The sequence below is a fragment of the Candidatus Chloroploca asiatica genome (assembly GCF_002532075.1).
In the GTDB taxonomy this organism is placed as follows: domain Bacteria; phylum Chloroflexota; class Chloroflexia; order Chloroflexales; family Chloroflexaceae; genus Chloroploca; species Chloroploca asiatica.
The window spans coordinates 12,276-32,001 of record NZ_LYXE01000091.1 but is presented as its reverse complement, the minus strand read 5'-3'; the positions used below and the strand labels follow the sequence as shown (position 1 = coordinate 32,001).

The following is a 19,726-nucleotide window of genomic DNA, read 5'->3' as shown; positions in this document are numbered from 1 at the left end:
GCGGGTGTCGCAGCCTCGCCTACATCCTGCTCATGATCCGCTGTGCCGCCCGCCAGCCGCTTTCAATTGCGAGGTGAACCCGCCCCAGGCCTTGTTCGCCATCGCCCGCCACATAGATGCCTGCCCGCCCTTCGCTGGCTGCCGCCAGGTAGGGTGTGCTGGCAAGCGCGTAGCGCCAACGGTGGATATCGACCCACAAGGGAGACCCCAGGTTGGTGCCGATTAAGCCGCAGACCATCGCGTGAACCTGAGCCAATGGGGTTGGCAGTTCTTCCTCTTCACCATACTGCCCTTTCATCAGGGCATCCCAGTAGGCTGCACTCCAGGTTGGGCCCATCTGGGCCAGGATCAGGCCGTGTGGTGCCGGGGCGCGTCCAGGTTTGCTATGCTCGCACGCAAGCCAGGCAATGGCATGCTGCCGATCGGTATTGATCAGGGCGTACCAGGGTTTTTGAGGGTGTTGCGGGTAGGCCAGGGCGATTGAAAGGCACATCCGATAACTGGCAGGGGCCAGGGCTTCAATGAGTTCACGTTTGACTGCGGCCTCGATGGCGCTTGTTGCCAGAATATGGGCTGCTTGTGGCGCTGGTGGCGTCAAGAGCACCGTCTGGTATGGGCCAAAAGCCCCGCCCGAGCTGTCCACCAGATCGTACCCCTCGCCCACCCGGCGCAAAGAGGCGATCGTCACCTCGGTGCGTAAGGCGAGCCCGCGGGCAAGATATTTGGCGAGCGTGCTATTGCCGCCCGGCCAGACCCATTTGGGCTCGGCGTTCATTGCGGGATCGCCGGGATTGACCCGTCCCTGGGCGTCGAACGTCCAGACCGGGGCTGTCAGATCTTCGGCTCCCCCAACGGCTTGCACCAGACTCAACAGTTCAGCCGTTGGTGCCTTGACCACCTGGGCTCCGTGGTCAATCCGAAAGAGGCCGACAGTGCGTGAGGTGACCCGTCCACCGGGGCCGCGACTCTTCTCAAAGATAGTTACACTATGCCCGGCCTGTTGCAAAACGTGCCCTGCGGCTAAGCCTGCTACCCCTGCACCAACAATTGCGATATCAGCCATAGATTTGCCCGCTAAATTCCTTCAGTGATCATTGCTTTGAGATCAAGCGCATCGTCATCGGCATACGGGCCAATGACGGCCAGGTGGAGTCCGTTGCTGCGGAGGAGCCGCTGGGCTACGCGTTGCACATCATCGAGCGTGACCTGTTCGACTTCAGCAATGACCTGTTCAACCGGTATCACGTGTCCGTAACGCAGCAAATGCGCCCCGTTGCGCGAGGCGACTGACCAGGTGTCTTCGAGCGACAGGAGCAACCCGCCTTTCACCTGCTCTTTGATCATTTCTAGTTCAGGTTGGGTGACGCCTCCGCGCACCAGGTCGCGCAGGGTGTCAAGCACCAGCACGACGGCATCGCGCAAGGCTTCCGGCTCAACGCTGCCATACATCACCCATGTCCCGCTATCCGAGAGGTCGTTGTGGTATGAGCCGACATGGTAAGCGAGGCCGTGTTCTTCGCGGAGGAGCTGAAAGAGGCGGGAAGACATGCCTCCGCCAAGAATCGAGTCGAGTACCTGGAGGGCGCGGCGGTCGGGATCGTTATAGGCGAGACCGGGGAGGCCGAGACAGAAGTTGCCTTGCTCGCAGTCACGACTGAGCAGCGTCAAACGGGGGCCGGGCAGCGGGATCGGGCGTGGCTGAGGAGGGAGGTGCGAACCCGATGGCAAGCCATCAAAGGCTGCATTGATCGCGTCTACGACCGTATCACGCTGAAGATTGCCTGCCACCGAGATGACCATGTTGGCACGGTTGTAGTGCCGTTGCCAGAAGGCGGTCAGATCAGCCCGGGTGAGCATGCTCACCGTCTCGACGCTGCCTGCAATATCACGCCCTAGGGCGCTTCCTGTCCACATGGTCTGCTGGAGCAACTCGTGAACCCAGTCGCCTGGTGCATCCTGCAGACCGCGTAACTCTTCGATGATGACGCGGCGCTCTTTTTCCAGTTCCTGGAGATCAAAGAGTGGGCGAAGAACCATTTCGCCCAGAACGTCAAGCGCCCGATGCATATGCAGGGTCGCCACTTTGGCATAGTAGACGGTTGACTCGTATGCGGTTGAGGCATTGAGCATCCCGCCTACCCCCTCGACGGCCTGGGAAATCATGCGTGCGTTCGGATAGCGGCGCGTCCCCTTAAAGAGCATATGCTCAATAAAGTGGGCCGCACCACTATGTACTGGAGGCTCGTGGCGCGCACCGGCGGCCACAAAGCATCCAATCGATACAGAATAGGTATGCGGCAACGGTTCAATGAGGATACGGAGGCCGCTCGGGGAGGTGATCAGCTCTGGCATAGCCAGGAAGGATACCACATTTACCTGCGTTTTGGGGGCTTTTTGTCCCGAAGAGGGTGCGCAAGTGACTGAACCGCCGCGAAGTTGGTTTTCTGTGGCTTGCGCACCCTCTTCGGTTGTGCCTCACAAGCGTTCTAGCCAGAAAAATTGATACGCTTCCACGCTCAGGGTTCCGCTCGCCTCGATGTCGTTGCCACTCACCAGGTCGCGGAAGCGGTAGCCTGAGCCATGCAGGCGCAACAAATTGGCCTCTAGTTGTTGCGGAAGTTCACTCACATTGGCAATGATGACGAGCCGTGACCCTTTGTGCCGCCGTACGTAGCCGAGTAGATGGGCATTACCCGTGGCAAAGACCTCCAGGTGCATACCGGCTAGGGCGGGTTGGCTCTTGCGTAGGGCAATAAGTCGTTGCAACTCGTGGAAGATCTTGCCCTCGGGGAGTTCCGGGTCGCGCCAGCGGGCGTGTTCTTCCCAGTTGAACCGGACGCGGTGGATCCAGCGGCTATCGTCGGCCTGGGCCGGGTCGTACAGGTAGTCATAGTTGTTGAGGGTCGCTACTTCGTCGCCCAGGTAGATCAACGGCATCCCGCCTGCACTCAAGATAATGCTGTGCAGCAACAGGATGCGCCGCACGGCCAGGTCGATCAGGCGCAGATCGCGTTGCTGCATCGCTGCTTCGAGACCCGCCAGTGACGCCAGCGTTCCACTGATGCGGGCGTCCCCTGTGGCGGGATTGGCCTGAAAAGGCACCCCGCGGGCAAACGAGGCCGGGTGATCGCCGGTGTAGAAGGCGTTGAGAAACTGACGATGCCCCCACGGATCGATCTGTAACGCACGTGCATCGTCATCATCAAATGTCCACCCAATATCATCGTGCCCACGCAGATAGTTGACCCAACTGCACCCTTCGGCAATGCGCCAGCGGGTGCTCAGTGAATGCGCCAGCAGCCGCACCTCACGCGTCGCCAGCGCCTCCCAGCAGAGCGCCATCAGCAACGGGTTGTACGAGAGTTGCGCCTCGCCCTGGTCAATGTATTTGACCACTTCGTCGGGGTGGACAATCGCCTCTGATTTGAAGAGCAGGGCGGGGCAGGCGATGCGGGTCAACGCATTGTAGGCCTGAATGATCTTGTGGGCCTCGGGCTGATTTTCGCAGTTGGTGCCGAGCCGCTTCCACACAAAGGCGACTGCATCAAGGCGCAGCACTTCGACCCCGACATTCGCCAGAAAGAGCAATTCTTCACCCATAACCCGAAAGACTTCGGGATTGGCATAGTTGAGATCCCACTGGAAGCTGTTAAAGGTTGTCCAGATCCAGCGACCCATCGCTTCGTCCCAGGTGAAATTGCCCCGCCGCACCGTCGGAAAGATCTCGCGGAGCGTCAGGTCATACTGGTCGGGGATCGTGCGATCCGGGAAGATGAAGTAAAACTGTTCGTAGCGCGCTTCACCGGCCCGCGCTCGTTGGGCCCATTCGTGCTCGTCAGAGGTGTGGTTAAAGACGAAATCAACGACGAGGCTGATGCCTTGCTCGCGGAAGGTGTCGGCGAGTTCGGCTAGTTCCTCCATTGTGCCTAGTTCCGGTTGCACGGTGCGGTAGCTGCTCACGGCATAGCCGCCATCATTCTTGCCTTCTGGGGCCAGAAAGAGGGGCATGAGGTGAAGATAGGTGATGCCAAGCTGTTTCAGATAAGGCAGGCGCTCGCGCAGACCAGTCAGCGTCCCGGCAAAGAGATCAATGTAGAGCACTGCGCCAACCATGGTCTGCTGCTGAAACCAGGTTGGCTCGGCTTCACGTGCTTCATCAAGCGCACGCAAGGCCGGTCGCCGTGACGCCCAGGCGCGGGCTGTACTCAAGAGAATCGCTTCGAGGTGATAGAAAAAGTCGTACTGCTGTCCATAGAGATCAAGCAGCAGTTCGAAGAGACGCGGCCATTCTCGTTTCAGCCGGGCCTCGAAGCGGACATAGCCGGTCGGGTCGTGGTGGCGTGCCGCTTCCAGTTCAGCCAATACTCGCGGCAAGAGCCGTTCTAGCGAAAGGGTCGCCTCGGTGCGTAACCATTCGCGTGTGTTCATAAGATGCCCCTCTGGTCAGGACGATAGCCAGTCAATGCTCCGGGGAGCGCGATGCCATAGGCCTGGAGTTGTTGTAGGCGCGCCAGGTAGGCGGCCCCGGTCATCATCTGGACGCCAACATCGGCGACGCGTCGTGCGGTATAAGGTTCGAGATAGGTGCCGCGCACCCAGTCGTTGAAGGCCCCCATCGCCGGCCCACACCAGATCTGGTAATCGAGTTCACGCCCTGCTTCCCCGCTATTCGACCAGCGCGACGAGAGGCCCAGGTACCAGCGGAAGACCAGGGCCATTTTGCGGCGTGGGTTGTCGGCAGCGCGTTGCAGTTGCGCCGGGTCGCGGGCGGCAAAGAAGCGCTCGGTCTCTTCCCAGATGGCCTCGATCGGTTGGCGAAAGATCTGCCGTTCGAGTTGTTCCCGCTCGGGGGCGCTGATCGCGTCGAGCGAGTCGTATTTCTGGTAGAGTTCGTAGAGTTTCTGGGCGCGCATCGGGAAGAAGGTGCCGCGTTTCAGCACCTGTAGTTTCACGCCGAGTTCGAACATATCGGCAGCCGGGGCCATCGTGACATCGGCCATGCCTGCCTCGGCCAGCAACTTGCGGGTGTGAGCCGAGGCCCCGGCTTCAACGCAGGCCTGGTTGATCGAGCCGGTAACAAGATAGGCCGCCCCCATCATCAATGCGCCCAGGGCCGCCTCGGGCGTGCCAATGCCGCCGCCCGCGCCTACCCGTACTATGTCCGGGTAGCCCTGTTCGGCCTGGATCGCGTCGCGCAGGGCCAGGATCGATGGCAGCAAACAGACGAGCGGGCGATTGTCGGTGTGCCCGCCCGAGTCGGCTTCGACCGTGATGTCATCGGCCATTGGGATATGCGCAGCCAGTTCCGCCTGGAGCGGTGTGATCACCCCGGCGGCAACGAGCGGTTGCAGCAGGGCAGGTGGGGCCGGGCGCATAAAGGGTTCGGCGACCTCGCGCCGCGAGATCTTGGCAATCACGCGATTGTCAGCGTGGATGGTGCCGTCGGGTTGGCGTCGCAGTCCGGCCACTCGATAGGCGACAATATGTGAGGTCAGGCTCAAAAAAGCCGAGGCTTCGACCGTCCGTACGCCGTGCCGCAGGTAGAGTTCGACGGCATGCCGTTCCAGCGCCTCTTCGCTTGGGCTATGGATGAGGTTGAAGGCATATGGGCCGTGCGGCAGTTCGGCCTGGATCCGGGCAATGGTCGCCTCAATGACACTTGGCACAAGCCCGGCTGCCCCAAACGAGCCAAGCATGCCGGCCTTGCCGAGGGCAAGCACGAGTTCGGCTGACGCGATACCGTTGGCCATTGCTCCGGCCATATAGGCATAACGCAACCCGTGCGTGGCCCGAAACGCCGCGGCCCCGAGGTGCTCAGGCAGTGACGGGGGCAGCCAGCCAAGCAACTCACCCTCAACCGGCCCGCCACCTTGTCCAGCCTGACCTGCGTTCGTCAGTCCGATCTGACCATCAATGCGCACCACAAAACATGGCTGGGCAAGCTCAGACAGAACGGCACGACACCCGGCAACATCAACATACACTGCCTGAGGCGGGCCACTCCAACGCGGTCGCGCATACGGTTGATCGCGCTCGATCCTGAGCGCGTGGGCTTCGACTCCTGGTGTCATTGCTTATTTCCTGTCGCTGCATTGATCGCAATCCCCAGATCCTTCACTTCATAAATCCGCAGGCCATCCCGCCAGAGACTCGCGTTGGCGACGATGACGATCGCGGGGCCTCGCCGTTCGATCCGGGTGATGTGCGCCTCCAGGGTCATCAGGCCGGTTGCGGGGATGATCTGGCCGCGATATTTCCAGACGGTGCGCTGATCGATGGCTGGCGCAAAATATGGCGCTGGTAATTCGCGCCCTAGGCCATAAAAGAGCGCGTAGGCTTGCACGGCTTCGCTGATCGCTTCGACGCCAAGCGAGCCGGGCATCACCGGGTCGGTGTAGAAGTGACACGGGAAGAACCAACTCGTTGGGTCGACCCGTTTTTCACCATAGATGTAGCCCGCCCCGTGCGTGCCCCCTTCCGGCATCACGAGCACCCGGTCGAGCAGATTCAGTTGACCACCTGCCAGCCGTTCGTGCGGTCGTCCTGGTGGTGCGGTAAAGAGTGGGTGGCGGTCGCCGCGCAGATCCAGTTCGGTGCAACTCGCTTCGTTGCCACTGGTGACATACCATGGGTGGGTTGTCTTGCCCCCGTCAAGTCCGGTCTGGTTGGCGAGCACGCTTTTGCTGAAGAAGCCGAAGGCCGCGTCGCCAACATAAAAATCGCTGCCGTCCACACTCAAGCCAAACTCGAAGGTCTGGATGATAATGCCGGCGATCGCATTCGACTTGCGTAAGGTCGCCCGGCTGGTGATCCGTTTGCCCCGCAGGTCTACCTCGCGTAACAGATGCCCGCTGCCATCCAGGTTACGGAAGTAGAAGTCTTGCTCGGGGTCGGACAAGGTTGACCCGAGCGCTGTCGTGAGGAAGCCACACGGTTGCAACCCGATCTCCATCAAGACGGAATAGGGCGTGCTTGGGTAGCTGTTGCGATGGCAGAACCAGGGATTGATCGGCACGTCATACTCGCCGATCAGGGACGCGCCGTCGCGTAGGTCGCCGCGCTGCCCTTCGAGCTGCACGATACGGCTGAGTAGTTGCAAGTCGCCATTGGGGTTGCGTGGGGTGCGTCGTCCCTCGAAGATGGCGTAATCAGGGCCGAAACAGGCGACCATCGAGCCGGTGGTGAAGTTCTGCAGGTGCGTTTCGTTGTAGGCCACTGGTTTGTCGTGCGCCGGATGTTCCGCGCTGCGCGGCGGCGTGAGCCGGGGGTTCTTTTCGGCAAGCTTCAGCGCTAGATCCTTGAAGCGGACGACAATGCGCCCTTCCAAAATCACATCAATATTCGCATATGCATATGGCTCTGGCTCAACCCCGAGCGCCGTGACCTCCATCCGATAGATCAGCGTGCTGGTGATTGGTGTTACCTGACCGCGGCAGCGCACGACCTGCGCCACTTCGGGCACCGGCTGGAAGCGTGCGTCAAAGGTGTAGGTTTGCAGGCCCAGGAAGAGCATATAGATCTGGAGCAACTGGCTACAACCTTCGGCCATCAGCGAGCCGGCCATCACCTGATCATCCGAGAAATGGCACGGGAAGAACCAGCTTTCGGGGGTGAGATCCTGTTCGCCAATGACGAGACCGAGGCCCCAGTCGCCGCCGTGCGGGTCAAGCGAGGCAATGCGACTCAGCATCAACATCTGGCGTATCGGTAGCCGTAACGAAGCATTGCGCCCGCCCTGGGCATAGCTCGGGCCAAAACAGGCTTCCAGGTGGCCCGCAATCAACTGATCGAGATCGGCCTCGCTCAACGAGCGGCGACTGCTCTGCAACGGAGGGACAAAGATCTGTTTGACTGCCTGACGGCGCTGTTCGAGATCTTCTTTCGAGTCGACCACCCCGCGCCCATGGTCAAGTTCGCTATCAGTGAAGAACCCGGCACAGCCGCCGTCCATCTTGAGCACCATTCGTGTGCCGACAAAACATTCGTAGCTGAAAAAGAAGAGCAGCGTATCGCCACTGCGCGCAAACGAGTTGATCGAAATATCGTAGCGCAGCGTCTCGCCTGCTTTGGGCAGGTCATCAAGGAAGGTCAGCGTGCAGTCGAGCAGTCGGTAGACGCGCTCGCCGCGACACTCAAAATCAATGCCCAGGTAGCTGATCAACAACAGGTCGCATTGACCCGACTCGACCGCCACCGCCGTTGGCGCTTGCCCATCGACGCTGTACCACGCATCGGTTGGGATATCATATTCAGTGGTGATTTTTGATGGTTGGAAAGATCCGCACGTGGCCTCGAGGTGGGTTACGCGACTGACGAGCAGATACGGTGGCAACGGTAACCGTACCCGTCGATGATACTGGTCAATACTGGCATAGGCTGGCCCAAAGACCTTGGCAATCGAGCCGCCGGCAAATTCGAGCAAGGCCGCCTCGTCCCAGATCACCGCTACCGCTGGTTTGGTCTCCTCTGTGGCTACAATCCCATTCCCCGAGGGCGTGACGCTGAGCGGCGGCGTCGCATCCGGCTGCCGGGACAACCGCTCACCATACGCACGCAGCAACGCATGCCGCTCGGCCAACCACGCTTGATGTCGTTCAATTACATTCACGTGCTCATCCTCCGCGCCTCCGCGCCCCTGCGCCTCTGCGTTAAAAACTTCCTCCGCGCCCCTGCGCCCCAGCGCCTCTGCGTTAAAAAACTCCGGCACCACTCCCCGTATGCTCTTCCCCCCGAGCGCAATCCACTTCACCAGGCTACGCCCAGCCACTTCATCGCGCCTCCCCGGCAACAACGGCGTCAGATCAAGCGTAACCCGCTGGCTCTGCAGACGCGCAAGCAGGGTCAACAGATTCGTTGCATCATCGCTGCCCTGCCGATTCACCGCGACGGCGAGGTGTGGTTGCCCTGTGAGGATCGTGCCAATCCAGCGGCTACAGGCATTGGCTGGCCCAGCCTCGATGAAGATCCTGGCCCCATCAGCGTACACCTGCCGCACCAGCCGCGGGAAATCCACCGGCTCGCAGGTCGCCTGGGCGATGTTGTGGGCAATCACATTCGCCTCAAGCACCGTCGGGCGCATCGTCGCCGCACTGTAAAAACGAATCCCCGGCACATGTACCGTAGTGACGTGATTCAGTTCAACCAGCAGATCATACTCCGAGCGCATCGCCGAGCAGTGGATCGCCGTGTTGAACGGCGCCTGAAATGCTTCACAGCCCAGGTCAGCAATGATCGCCCGAACCGTTGCTGGCTCGCCGGCAATGACCACTTCGTCAGGGGTGTTGATATGGGTCAAGAAGGCGCGCTGCTCGCCACGGAGCCGCGCTTGCGCCTGGGTTGCGTTGACACGGGCGGTGTAGATGCTCCAGCATGGCTCATCACCCGCCGGATCAAGGCCAAAATAGGCGCGTACGGCCTCGTGGCGTCCCGCCAGTCGTCGCGTAAAGAGCGGCAATTGGCGGAGTTTCGCCAGCGCTGCATCGCTGGCTTGCCATGCTCCCATCGCCCAGAGCATGCTCGCTTCGCCCATGCTGTAGCCAAAGGCTGCGGCAGGGCGGAGCTTGAAATACTCACGCAACACCGTCGTAAAGAGCAGCGTAAAGGCCAGGCTTGTCTGCACCATGCCGGGGGGATCGCTGCGCAACCCGGCCTTGGCCTGATCGAGCTCGTTTTGTCCAGGGAGGCCCCGGTAGCGCGGGTAGAGGCGTGTCGCGCCAATCAGTTCGGGTACATCACGCACCAGTGCGCCGAGGCGTTCGTGCAACCCCGGGAAGAGTTGCAACAGATCGCGCCCGAGCCCTGGGTAGGCGCTGAAGGCCCCCGGGTAGACAAAGGCAACCTCGGCGTGCGGGCCGAGCGGCTGGGGGGTGAAATAGCTGCCAAGCGGCGTTTCCCAGGTTTGCCCGGTCGCAAACGCTTCGGCAACACCACGTTCGGCAAACCCCACTTCGCGCAGCAATTCGTTGGTCGTGCGGGCCAGCAGGCCCACACTGTAACGGGCCTCGGGACGCGCCTGACTGGTGTGCAAAGCCTGCTCCGCGATCGCCTCCAGCGCCGTGCCTGCTTCAAGGGTGCTTTTCAGCGCCGCCAGGGCTTCGTGCAGGTCAGTCTGATGATCGCCGACCAGGGGCACAAGCCAGATGCGGGTGCGTCGAGCAATGGTTGAAAGCTCGCGCTCACGTGTGCTCTGGGTTGCCTCGGCGAGCACCAGATGGCTAGCGCACCCGTCACTCCCGCGATTGTTGATCGCAGCGCGCCGTCGTTCTCCAGGCCCGGTGAGCCAGGGGCGCGAGGCTTCAGGTAGATAGAAGGGGGTGTTCGCCAGTTGCTCGGCTGAGGGTACGCTGGCCCCCGTCGTCACCGCCGGCACATAGCGTCCGTGCAACGCGAGTGCCGTGCGGATCAAGGCGACCATGCCACTCACCGCGCCCGTCTGCCCTACCTGGGCCTGGGTTGAACCAAGCGCACATAAAGCGTCGTGGACAGGCCTTGATCCTTGGTAGACCGTGCTTAAGCCGTCGAGTTCACGCGCCGTAAACTGGTGCCCATCCAGGTAGCCAATGCTTGCCGGGGTGACCTGGGCGGTCTTAAGCGCTAGCCGAGCGGCCGTCTCAAGCGCCTGGCGATCAGGCTCGTGCGGCAAGACCGAGCGGGTGCGCCCGGCAGATGAACTGACTGCAATCGCCTCAATGGTGGCATAGGCAGGCACAGGCCCATCGGCCTCGGCACGTTTGAGCACCACGGCACCTGCGCCTTCGCCCGGATGCAGCGTCTCGGTAGCGCGGAGCGGATCGAGCAAGATCCGTTCAATTCCTCCCGCCAGATCCACTGCCGCAACCACAACTGCTTCAAGGTCACCGTCGGCAAGCAAGGTTTGCGCCGTTTCGAGCGCTCGTGTCGCCGAACTCTCGTCAGCCGAAAGGGTGAAGGCCGGCCCGGTGAGATCCCAGAGTGCGGCGACCCGACAGGCCATGATGTTGCCGATGAAGCTGATATACTGATTGACCTGGGCGCGTGGATGCAGGGCGTCCTTCAGGCTGGTTGTGAGTTCTGCCTCTTCTTCTGGGGTTAGGTGCAGACCCAACTGTGCGCAGAGCCGTGGCAATTGCCAGGTGAGATCCTGACGCCCGCGCAATTGATGGATGGCAGGCTCGGCTTCCATTGCAACAATCACCGCGACATGTGCGCCACGTTCGATCTTTGCATCGCGTAACGCACCATCGGCGACGCGCAGCAGCAAGAGTTGCTGCGCCAGCGGTTGATCCGTCGCGTCGGGCGGAATCTTGGCCCGCAAAAAGTCAAACGTAAAGCCCTGCAGGTACGCGCCGTCTGGTGCCGTACCTCCAGGCAGGCCGAAGTGGCTCGCCAGGGCCGGATTCGTCTCGTGCGCGTGCCAACGCTCTGGTGGCAGCGGATATTTCGCTGCTTCGCCCGCATATGTGCCCTGCTCAAAGGCGCTAAGATCTTCGTACGGCCCGAGGCAGACATCCATGCCAATGATTGCCAGGGGCATCTGCGTTGCCTGGCTTTTGTCGGTCGCTGTCCTCAACCCTTGCCCAGCGGCGGGGGTGAGGTAGGCGGCGTTGGCAACGGTCTCGCCATGGCCTTCCAGAATGAGGTGGGCATTCGTACCGCCAAACCCAAACGCACTGATGCCCGCCCGCCGCGGCCCGGGTTGCTCTGGCCATGGTGTCAGGCCGCGCACAATGCCTGCCCCGCCAACCGTGCCTCCCTGCGAAACAAGCGGCTCGTTGATGCCGATGGTCGGCGGTAGTTGATTGTGCGCCATGCTCAACACAACCTTGAGCAAGCCCGCCATGCCGGCGGCGGTCAACAGGTGCCCAAAATTTGATTTGACCGAGCCAAGCCAGGGCGCCGCACCATAGGCCCCGAAAAAGCGCTCCATACTGTTGAGTTCAACAATGTCGCCGACCGGGGTGCCAGTCGCGTGGCACTCGACATAACGAATAGTTGCTGGTGAGACACCCGCCGAGGCGTAGGCTCGCTCAAAGGCGAGGTGCTGCCCTTTGGGATTGGGCACAAGGAGATGTTTGCCGGCCCCGTCGTTCGAAAGCCCAATGCCCCGAATAATCCCGTAGATCCGGTCGCCGTCGCGCACGGCATCGGCGTGTCGTTTGAGCACCACCATGCCCGCGCCTTCACCTGAGGTCAGGCCCTTCGAGGCGCGGTCAAGCGGGCGACTCGTTCCGCCTTCGGGCGGATAGGCCTGGAAGATCGAGAAGCCCGTATGCACAAAGAGCGGATCGGCGCAACTCACCGCCCCGGCCAGCATCAGGTCGGCTTTGCCCGACGCCAGGCAGTCGCAGGCAAATTTGAGCGCATAGAGCGATGATGCGCACGCGGCATCAAGCGCATAGTGAACGCTGCCAAGCCCACAGGCCCTGGCGATCAGACTGGCCGGTTGCCCCGCGATGCGCCCGTTCAGTGGGTTGGACGCGCTGCCCTCGGACAACGGCGGCAGTTCGTCCAGTTTCACCGGTCTCCCCCCGAGCGCATCACGCAGCATGTCGGCGACCGCACTGGTGTAGAGCGGCGCGATTAGCCGGTGCGACGAGCGCGTCGGGAACGAGAGGTTGCCCAGGATCACGCCACACCGGGCGAGCCCTGCCTCGTCACCCAGGTAGCCACTATCGCGTAACGCTTGCCGGGCCACCTCGAGTGACCAGGTGTAGAGCGGATCAAGCCCCTGCAGCATCGCTGCGGGCAGCGCAAAGCCGTGCGGGTCAAAACTGAAATCGCGCACGAAGCCACCCCGCGCATACGCGAACCCATCGGCATGGTGGCGGGTAGGGTCAACGAAAAAGGCTGGGTCAACCCCGAGTTCTGTTGCGGTCAGCAGCGATGTCCCATCCACCCCCGCTGCCAATGTGCGCCAGAACGCTTCGGGCGCGTGTGCCCCTGGAAAGAGACCGCCCAAACCAATGATCGCAACAGATTCCACGTTAGATCCTCACTCCACCTTGGCAACACAGACCGCTACGCGTTGCGCAAGGCAAAGAGGCGGTCGAGTTGATGACTCACGGCAAATTCGGCCCCGTGCATCGCAAGCAGCACCTGCCCAGCGGCATCAAAGGCGGTGATGTCAGCACTCAGGCGCAATTCGTTGCTCGCACAGGGTGTCAGCGTTAGCGCGATCGGCTGGTCAAAGGCAAGCGGTCGGTAGTGCGCAAGGCTGGCCCAGCCGAGCGGCAGACTGGCAGTCTGGTGGCGCTGACGAATCCAGACCAACCCGGCTTGCAAAAGGGCGTCCGCGACGTAGGCGTTGAAGGTCTCGGCGCGAAACTGGCCCTGCGCCGCCAGACTCACCGCAGGTAACTGGCACCGCAGCACGAGCCGGTCATCGTTTTGCGGCACGACGCATTGGATGCTCTGCAACAGTGGCCCGTGAAAGAGCGTGCCATCGCGATAGAGCTGTGCGCTGTCGATGCACGTATCTTCGCCAGGCCCAACCACTCCCGGTGCCGGGGGGGCAAGCTGTTTTCGTCCAAGTTCGATGGTCGCACGATAGTGAAACCGCGGTTTCCCTGCGCTTGTCTTGCTTGAGATGACGGCATCCAGTCGCAACACACCCTCGGTTTCATCCTTGAAGGTTTCACGCAACTCAAGTTGATACGCCGGGGCGAGTTGCTCATCAAAGATAATGCCTTTCAACACCTGGAAGGCATCACACCGGCGCAACTGGTAGCCGGGGTAGAGTTGCGCACAGCCATCGCTCATCCAACTTGCCGCAGCTGTGGCTGGCAGCACGGCGTGCAGGCCGATCATATGGTCGCGCAGAAAGGGATTCGCCGCTTCGGTCAACTGTCTGTGCAAGCGATAGGTACGCAGCGTTTGTTCAAGCGGCGCTGGTGCCGGCAACATCGGGCTGCCCACCAGCAGTTGCACCGGCGACACTGGTTGCGCCAGTTGCTCAACAAGTACCGCGACGCCGCCATCAACCGGAATCACCGCGATCTGCCGTTGCGCAAAGAGCGCCTTGATCGCCGGGGTGACCATGCCGCCGTCCCACGGACCCCAGTTGAGCGACAGCACCCGACAAGCCGGATAGTCCTGTTGAAGCTGGTAGGCCGCCTTATTGAGAATCTCGTTCGCGAGCGCATAATCGGTCTGGCCAAGGTTGCCAAAGAAGCCCGCTCCCGAAGAGAAGAGCACCAGGTAGCGCAACTGGCCTGGTGGCAGAACGGTGAGCAGACTCTGCAACCCCGTGATTTTGGGGCCATAGACCGCATCAAAGTCGGCCCCGGTCTTCTGTTCAATGCGTTTATCGGCGAGTGCGCCGGCCCCGTGGATGAGTCCGGTGATGGTCGTAGGGCTTATGCCCGCCTGGTGCAGCGCCGCTTGGATACTCTGGGGATCAGTGACATCGGCGCTCACATAGTACGCCGTGCTGCCTGCTGCACGGATGGCCTGCAACGTCGCCTCGATCTCTTCGCATGCTCTGATCTCCCGCCAGACCCGCTGGATCGCCGCTGGCACGGCACGTTCGCCCTGCGCGGTGAACGTCCCTGCAATGCGTTGCTTGAGCGTCGCGTCGTCCATCCCCGGCTCAACCCAGCCGGGCACCGGCGTGAGCGTCGTACGCCCAAGCAACACAAACTGGCACCGAAAATGCTGGGCCATCCCGATGACACATGCCGCCGTAATGCCCCGTGCCCCACCGCTCACCAGAAAGGTTGTTGTTGCATCAATTGGCACATTTGTTACTGTGTCAATCATTACACATCACCTATGGGAAGATCGGCTCCAAGGGTGACCCGGCCTTGATACCCATACCCAACCTCAACAAGACGCTGATCGGGATCATGCATTTCGCCGAGCACGAGGCCAACGATCTGTTCGGCTTCGTAGGCCGGATGCACATCCACCGCACGACAAAAGACCGTCGGCCACTCCTGGCGCAGGCTCTTGACCAGCCCAAAGAGACCACCACCGACCGGACTGATCGGCTGGCGCATACTGGTACCAAGCTCGCCATCAAGCCTCGTCAGCGTCACAAAGAAGGCCCGGCTCGCCTGACCTGCTGCGACCAACGAGGTTTTGAGTTGCCCGGCGGCCAGAAAGACGTGGCGCACAAGCTGATGCTCGATCGCACTAAAGAGATTTCCGGGTGCCAGTGGTTGCTCGGCCAGCGGGTGCAGGTGGATCAGACCGCAGATTGGCCCGTAACTCTCGGCCAGTGCATGCAGGGTTTGGTTCAAGTGGGCTTCACTCATATCGCTCAGCACTACCCGCGCAATGCCACGTGGCAGTGGCGCATGTGTTCCGACAATTGCCGTTGGCAGTCGCAGGATCACCGGTTGCCATCCGCGTTCGGCCAGGGCCTGCGCAAGCATACCCGGCACACTGCTGCCATCATCAGTGATCACGCAACTCCATCCATCAACCGGGGCAATCTCGAGCATATCAGGCATCGGCAACGGCACAAGCCGTGGCGGCGCAGAGGGCACCGTCGGCACCGGCGCAGGCGCAGCCACCACACTCCCAAGGGCCGGGGCGGAGGGCGGCGACGCAGTCCCGTTCACCGTCTGATGCAGGTGCTCAACCACCTGCCCGAGGGTGCGCAACTCGGCCAATTCTTCCGGGGCCAGGCGCGGCAGGGCAAACCGGCTCTGCATGGTGCCGAGAATATCAACGCGCTTGATCGAGTCAATGCCGAGATCGGACTCCATATCCATGGTGAGTTCGAGGGTCTCGTAGGGATACCCGGTCTTTTCACTAACCACGGTCAACAACCCCTCGATGAGTTCTGGGCTAAGCGTCGGGGCTGGACTTGCCGACTTCTGGGCCTCAGGTGGCGGAACCGCCGTTGGTGGCATCACGGGCGGTACCGGCGGCGCAAAGGCCGGGGCGGGAGGCGGCGACGCAGTCCCGTTCACCGTCTGATGCAGGTGCTCAACCACCTGCCCGAGGGTGCGCAACTCGGCCAATTCTTCCGGGGCCAGGCGCGGCAGGGCAAACCGGCTCTGCATGGTGCCGAGAATATCAACGCGCTTGATCGAGTCAATGCCGAGATCGGACTCCATATCCATGGTGAGTTCGAGGGTCTCGTAGGGATAGCCGGTCTTTTCACTGACCACCGTCAGCAACCCCTCGATGAGTTCTGGGCTAAGCGTCGGGGCTGGACTTGCCGCCTTCTGGGCCTCAGGTGGCGGAACCGCCGTTGGTGGCATCACGGGCGGTACCGGCGGCACAAAAGCCGGGGCGGGAGGCGGCGTCCCCGCGTGGGGAAGGGCCGGGGCAGGGGGCGGCGCAAAAGCCGGGGCGGGAGGCGGCGTCCCCGCGTGGGGAAGGGCCGGGGCAGGGGGCACATTGACGCTGACGTACTGAATCTGGCTTAGCAACCCGCTGGCATAGTTCGCCTGTTGGGCCAGGAATTCCTCGTGGATGCGCAGGGTTTCCCGCTGCATCGCATGGAGCGCCGCGAGATCTTCCTGGCTCTGTGGGGTCTTCTGCTCAGGTGCCTGGAGCAAGAGCCGGGTGTAATCCCATTGATAGTTGAGAAATTGCTGATGAACCTGGAGCAGATCGCGTTGATGGTTCAGCAAGCGCGCCACAAGTTCTCCAGGCGCAAAGGTGCTTTGTTCGTGCGAACCGTTCTGTGAAAGTGACTGAGGGCTCATCTGTCTATCTGTTTGCATGCGTATCCCGTTAGCATTGTCTGATTCAATTTGATCGATCTGTTGCGGGTGCTTTGTTGTGCTGGCCGTCTCTATTGCGACGGGCGTGACGTGGGCAACGGCATTCTCAAACGCGGTGCGTGTCGCGTCGCTGACATAGCTCGCACCACTCAGCCGCACCCGTAGACCTTTGCGTTTACCGACGGGCGTTGGTGCTGGTGACCGTTGATACCCGTCAATTCCCCGCATGGGCACGCCAAGGACGCGCAGTTGCACGACGGCCTCGCGTAACTGACGGTCGCTGTCGTGTTTGCGCTGCGGGTTCAGCGCAATGGCAACATGAGGACGATCATGCAGGATCGTTTTGACGAGATTGGTGAGGATGCTGCGTGGGCCACATTCCACAAAGATGGTACCCCCAGCCGCGTAGATCTGCTCGATCTGCTGTAAGAAGTAGACCGGTTGCAGCAACTGGTCGGCGAGCATCGTCTGCATTGCCTCGGGCTGACTGGGGTAGGGCTGCGCTGTGGCATTTGCGTAGACCGGGATCTGGGGTGGGTTGAAGGTCGTTTGGCGAATGGCCTGGCTGAATGGTCCGTGCGCGTGACGTACCCGGGGGGTATGAAAGGCTGCCGCGACGGGCAAGAGCGTGCTGGTGTATCCTGCGGCCTGGGCAAGTTGATGCATCTGGGCGATCGCCGCATGAGGGCCAGCTAGCACAACCTGGTTCGCTGCGTTGAGATTGGCGATCATCACCTCGGGCACCTGTGCCATCAAGTTCTGCACAACAGTCACATCAGCGGTCACGGCCAGCATCGTGCCGGCATCAAACGCGGGATCATCAGGCGGTGCCATGGCGCGTCCACGGGCATACATCAGCTTGAAGAACGCCGCATCGTCAAGGACCCCCGCCGCCCAGAGAGCGGTCAGTTCGCCAAAGCTATGCCCCGCCGCAAACGCGGGCCGCAAGCCAGCCGCGCTCAGCAGCCGAAACAACCCGGCACTCAGGGCACCAAGGGCTGGTTGGGCGTAGGCTGTCTGTTGCAGTTGTGCCTCCTGGCGTGCCTCTTCCTGAGGGGTAAAGACCGGGGAAGGAAAAAGAATCTCGGCCAGCGACGGGCGTACCGCGCCTCCCGCTGCATTCGCCTCACCAAGGAGCGTGCGCAACGGCGGAAAGTTGAGCATGACCTCGCGCCCCATCTCGCGGTACTGCGAACCTTGCCCTGGAAAGAGCGCTACGATCCGTCCCTCGGTCGCGATCCCGGCACGTTGGTACCAGACCCCGCGTGGATGCTGCAGGCGTTCGGCCTCGGGTTGAGCACGCAAAAGCGGCATGATCCGTTGGAGTTGCTCGCACGCTTCGCCAGGATGCGCGGCGACAAAGCCGAGACGGGCATGCGCTGGGGGCACAACGACGGCTTGGCTTGCTTCAGCGAGTTCAGCAAAAACCCGGGGCGCGTCTGCGCCAGCGAGGGCCTCGGCGAGGCTCGTGCAGGTGGTGCGTAGTTCGACCGGGGTGGCTGCACTGATCAGGATTTCGCGGGCGGTCTGGTGGATACGATAGGGCTGCTGCTGCTCGGCTTCGTACTCTTCCAGCACGACATGGAAATTGGTGCCCCCAAAGCCAAAGGCGCTTACCCCGGCGCGGCGCGGCGAGCCATCGGGCCTGCGCAGCCATGGTCGTGGACGGGTGTTGACATAAAGTGGCGAGCCATCAAGGCCGAACTTTGGATTGGGTTGGGTCACATTGATCGTTGGGGGCAGAACCTTGTGGTGCAACGCGAGCGTGGCCTTGATCATCCCCGCCGCCCCAGCGGCCGCTTTGGTATGGCCGATCTGCGACTTGACGCTGCCGAGGGCGATCTGCTCCTGGCCAGCGTTGGCGCTCCCAAAGACCTCGCGCAAGGCCGTCACTTCGCACAGATCGCCAGCAACGGTGCCTGTGCCGTGGGCCTCGATCAGCCCGACGGTCGCAGGATCAACCTCGGCCAGTTCGTACGCACGGCGCAACGCCCGTACCTGACCTTCAGCCCTGGGTGCATAAATGCTGCGGTACCGGCCATCGCTTGACGACCCAATGCCACGGATCAGCGCATAGATGCGGTCGCCGTCGCGCTCGGCATCTGAGAGGCGTTTGAGCACCAGCATACCGATACCCTCGCCAACCATCATTCCGTCTGACGCAACATCAAAGGGACGAACCATGTTGCTACGCGAGAAGGCCGGTGTTTTGCTAAAACAGAGGTACATAAAAGGCGAATTATCGGTATCCACCCCACCGGTCAGCATCATATCGCAACGATGCGAACTCAGTTCACTGATCGCCATCTGCAACGCACTGAGTGATGACGCACAGGCCGCATCGGTGACACAATTGATGCCACCCAGATCAAAACGATTGGCGATCCGCCCGGCGATTACATTACCGAGCATCCCTGGGAACGAATTCTCTTCCCAGCGGATATAGGCCAGTTTGATCTTCTCAACCGCCTCGTTGATGATCTCATCGCCCAGCCCGCAACTGCGCAAGGCTCGTTCCCAGACGGGGTATTGCAGGCGCGAGATCAGCGGCGTCATTAATTTTTGCCCACCGCCAATGCCAAGCACCACCCCGGTACGCCCGAAATCGTAGCCGCAGCCCTCACCATAGCCCGCATCGTCAAACGCCTGACGTGCGGCAACCAGGGCAAGCAATTGCGAGACATCCGTCACTTCGAGAATGTTGGGTGGAAGGCCAAATTCGAGAGGGTCAAAATCAAGGTCAGGTAAAAAACCACCCCGGCGCGAATAGGTCTTATCGGGAACTGTCGGGTCGGGATCGTAATAATCCTCCAACTTCCAACGCGAGGGAGGCACATCCGTGATGCTATCACGTTCGCGCAGAATATTATCCCAATAGGTGGTCACATCATGCGCCTGGGGGAAGAACGAAGCCAAACCGATAATCGCGATTGGCTCCATCATCGCCGAACGCGCAGAAGAAGAGTGCATACGCTTTCCTCAAAAGCCAGAACCGATGCGTGGCGATCATGCACGCGGTTGCATTATAACCGTTCCTGCAACAATTGTTGTCTGGCGAAGAGTTAAAG

Annotated in this window: 7 protein-coding genes; all 7 read right to left on the bottom strand. The window is 61.4% G+C overall.

The annotated features are described in order from the left end of the window. Positions 1–19 precede the first annotated feature (19 nt). The 7 genes from A9Q02_RS12120 to A9Q02_RS12090 all read right to left on the bottom strand — a co-directional run bounded on the left by A9Q02_RS12120 (position 20) and on the right by A9Q02_RS12090 (position 19,628). Positions 20–1,063 carry an NAD(P)/FAD-dependent oxidoreductase gene (locus A9Q02_RS12120; protein WP_097653353.1) on the bottom strand — a complete coding sequence of 348 codons (1,044 nt, stop codon included), beginning with the start codon at positions 1,061–1,063 and terminating at the stop codon, positions 20–22. 11 nt (positions 1,064–1,074) lie between these two features. Further along, on the bottom strand, positions 1,075–2,352 hold the full coding sequence (locus A9Q02_RS12115) for a M16 family metallopeptidase (protein ID WP_097653352.1): 1,278 nt from the start codon (positions 2,350–2,352) through the stop codon (positions 1,075–1,077). A 123-nt stretch (positions 2,353–2,475) separates the two neighbouring features. Continuing rightward, a complete protein-coding gene (locus A9Q02_RS12110; protein WP_097653351.1) occupies positions 2,476–4,428 on the bottom strand; it encodes an amylosucrase in 1,953 nt (650 codons plus the stop codon). Continuing rightward, the gene (locus A9Q02_RS12105) at positions 4,425–6,071 is read right to left on the bottom strand and encodes a PfaD family polyunsaturated fatty acid/polyketide biosynthesis protein (RefSeq protein ID WP_097653350.1); all 1,647 of its coding nucleotides are present in this window, start codon (positions 6,069–6,071) and stop codon (positions 4,425–4,427) included. The genes A9Q02_RS12110 and A9Q02_RS12105 overlap by 4 nt, the downstream gene beginning before the upstream one ends. Then, on the bottom strand, positions 6,068–12,961 hold the full coding sequence (locus tag A9Q02_RS12100; protein ID WP_097653349.1) for a PfaB family protein: 6,894 nt from the start codon (positions 12,959–12,961) through the stop codon (positions 6,068–6,070). Before A9Q02_RS12100 ends, A9Q02_RS12105 begins: the two co-directional genes overlap by 4 nt. 35 nt (positions 12,962–12,996) lie before the next feature. Beyond that, a complete protein-coding gene (locus A9Q02_RS12095; protein WP_097653348.1) occupies positions 12,997–14,736 on the bottom strand; it encodes an SDR family NAD(P)-dependent oxidoreductase in 1,740 nt (579 codons plus the stop codon). Beyond that, the gene (locus A9Q02_RS12090; protein ID WP_097653347.1) at positions 14,736–19,628 is read right to left on the bottom strand and encodes a type I polyketide synthase; all 4,893 of its coding nucleotides are present in this window, start codon (positions 19,626–19,628) and stop codon (positions 14,736–14,738) included. Before A9Q02_RS12090 ends, A9Q02_RS12095 begins: the two co-directional genes overlap by 1 nt. Between the last annotated feature and the right edge of the window lie 98 nt (positions 19,629–19,726).

Coding starts and splice junctions, on each gene's coding strand:
- A9Q02_RS12120 (WP_097653353.1), bottom strand. CDS start 1,063: ATGGCTGATATCGCAATTGTTGGTGCAGGGGTAGCAGGCTTAGCCGCA.
- A9Q02_RS12115 (WP_097653352.1), bottom strand. CDS start 2,352: ATGCCAGAGCTGATCACCTCCCCGAGCGGCCTCCGTATCCTCATTGAA.
- A9Q02_RS12110 (WP_097653351.1), bottom strand. CDS start 4,428: ATGAACACACGCGAATGGTTACGCACCGAGGCGACCCTTTCGCTAGAA.
- A9Q02_RS12105 (WP_097653350.1), bottom strand. CDS start 6,071: ATGACACCAGGAGTCGAAGCCCACGCGCTCAGGATCGAGCGCGATCAA.
- A9Q02_RS12095 (WP_097653348.1), bottom strand. CDS start 14,736: ATGATTGACACAGTAACAAATGTGCCAATTGATGCAACAACAACCTTT.
- A9Q02_RS12090 (WP_097653347.1), bottom strand. CDS start 19,628: ATGCACTCTTCTTCTGCGCGTTCGGCGATGATGGAGCCAATCGCGATT.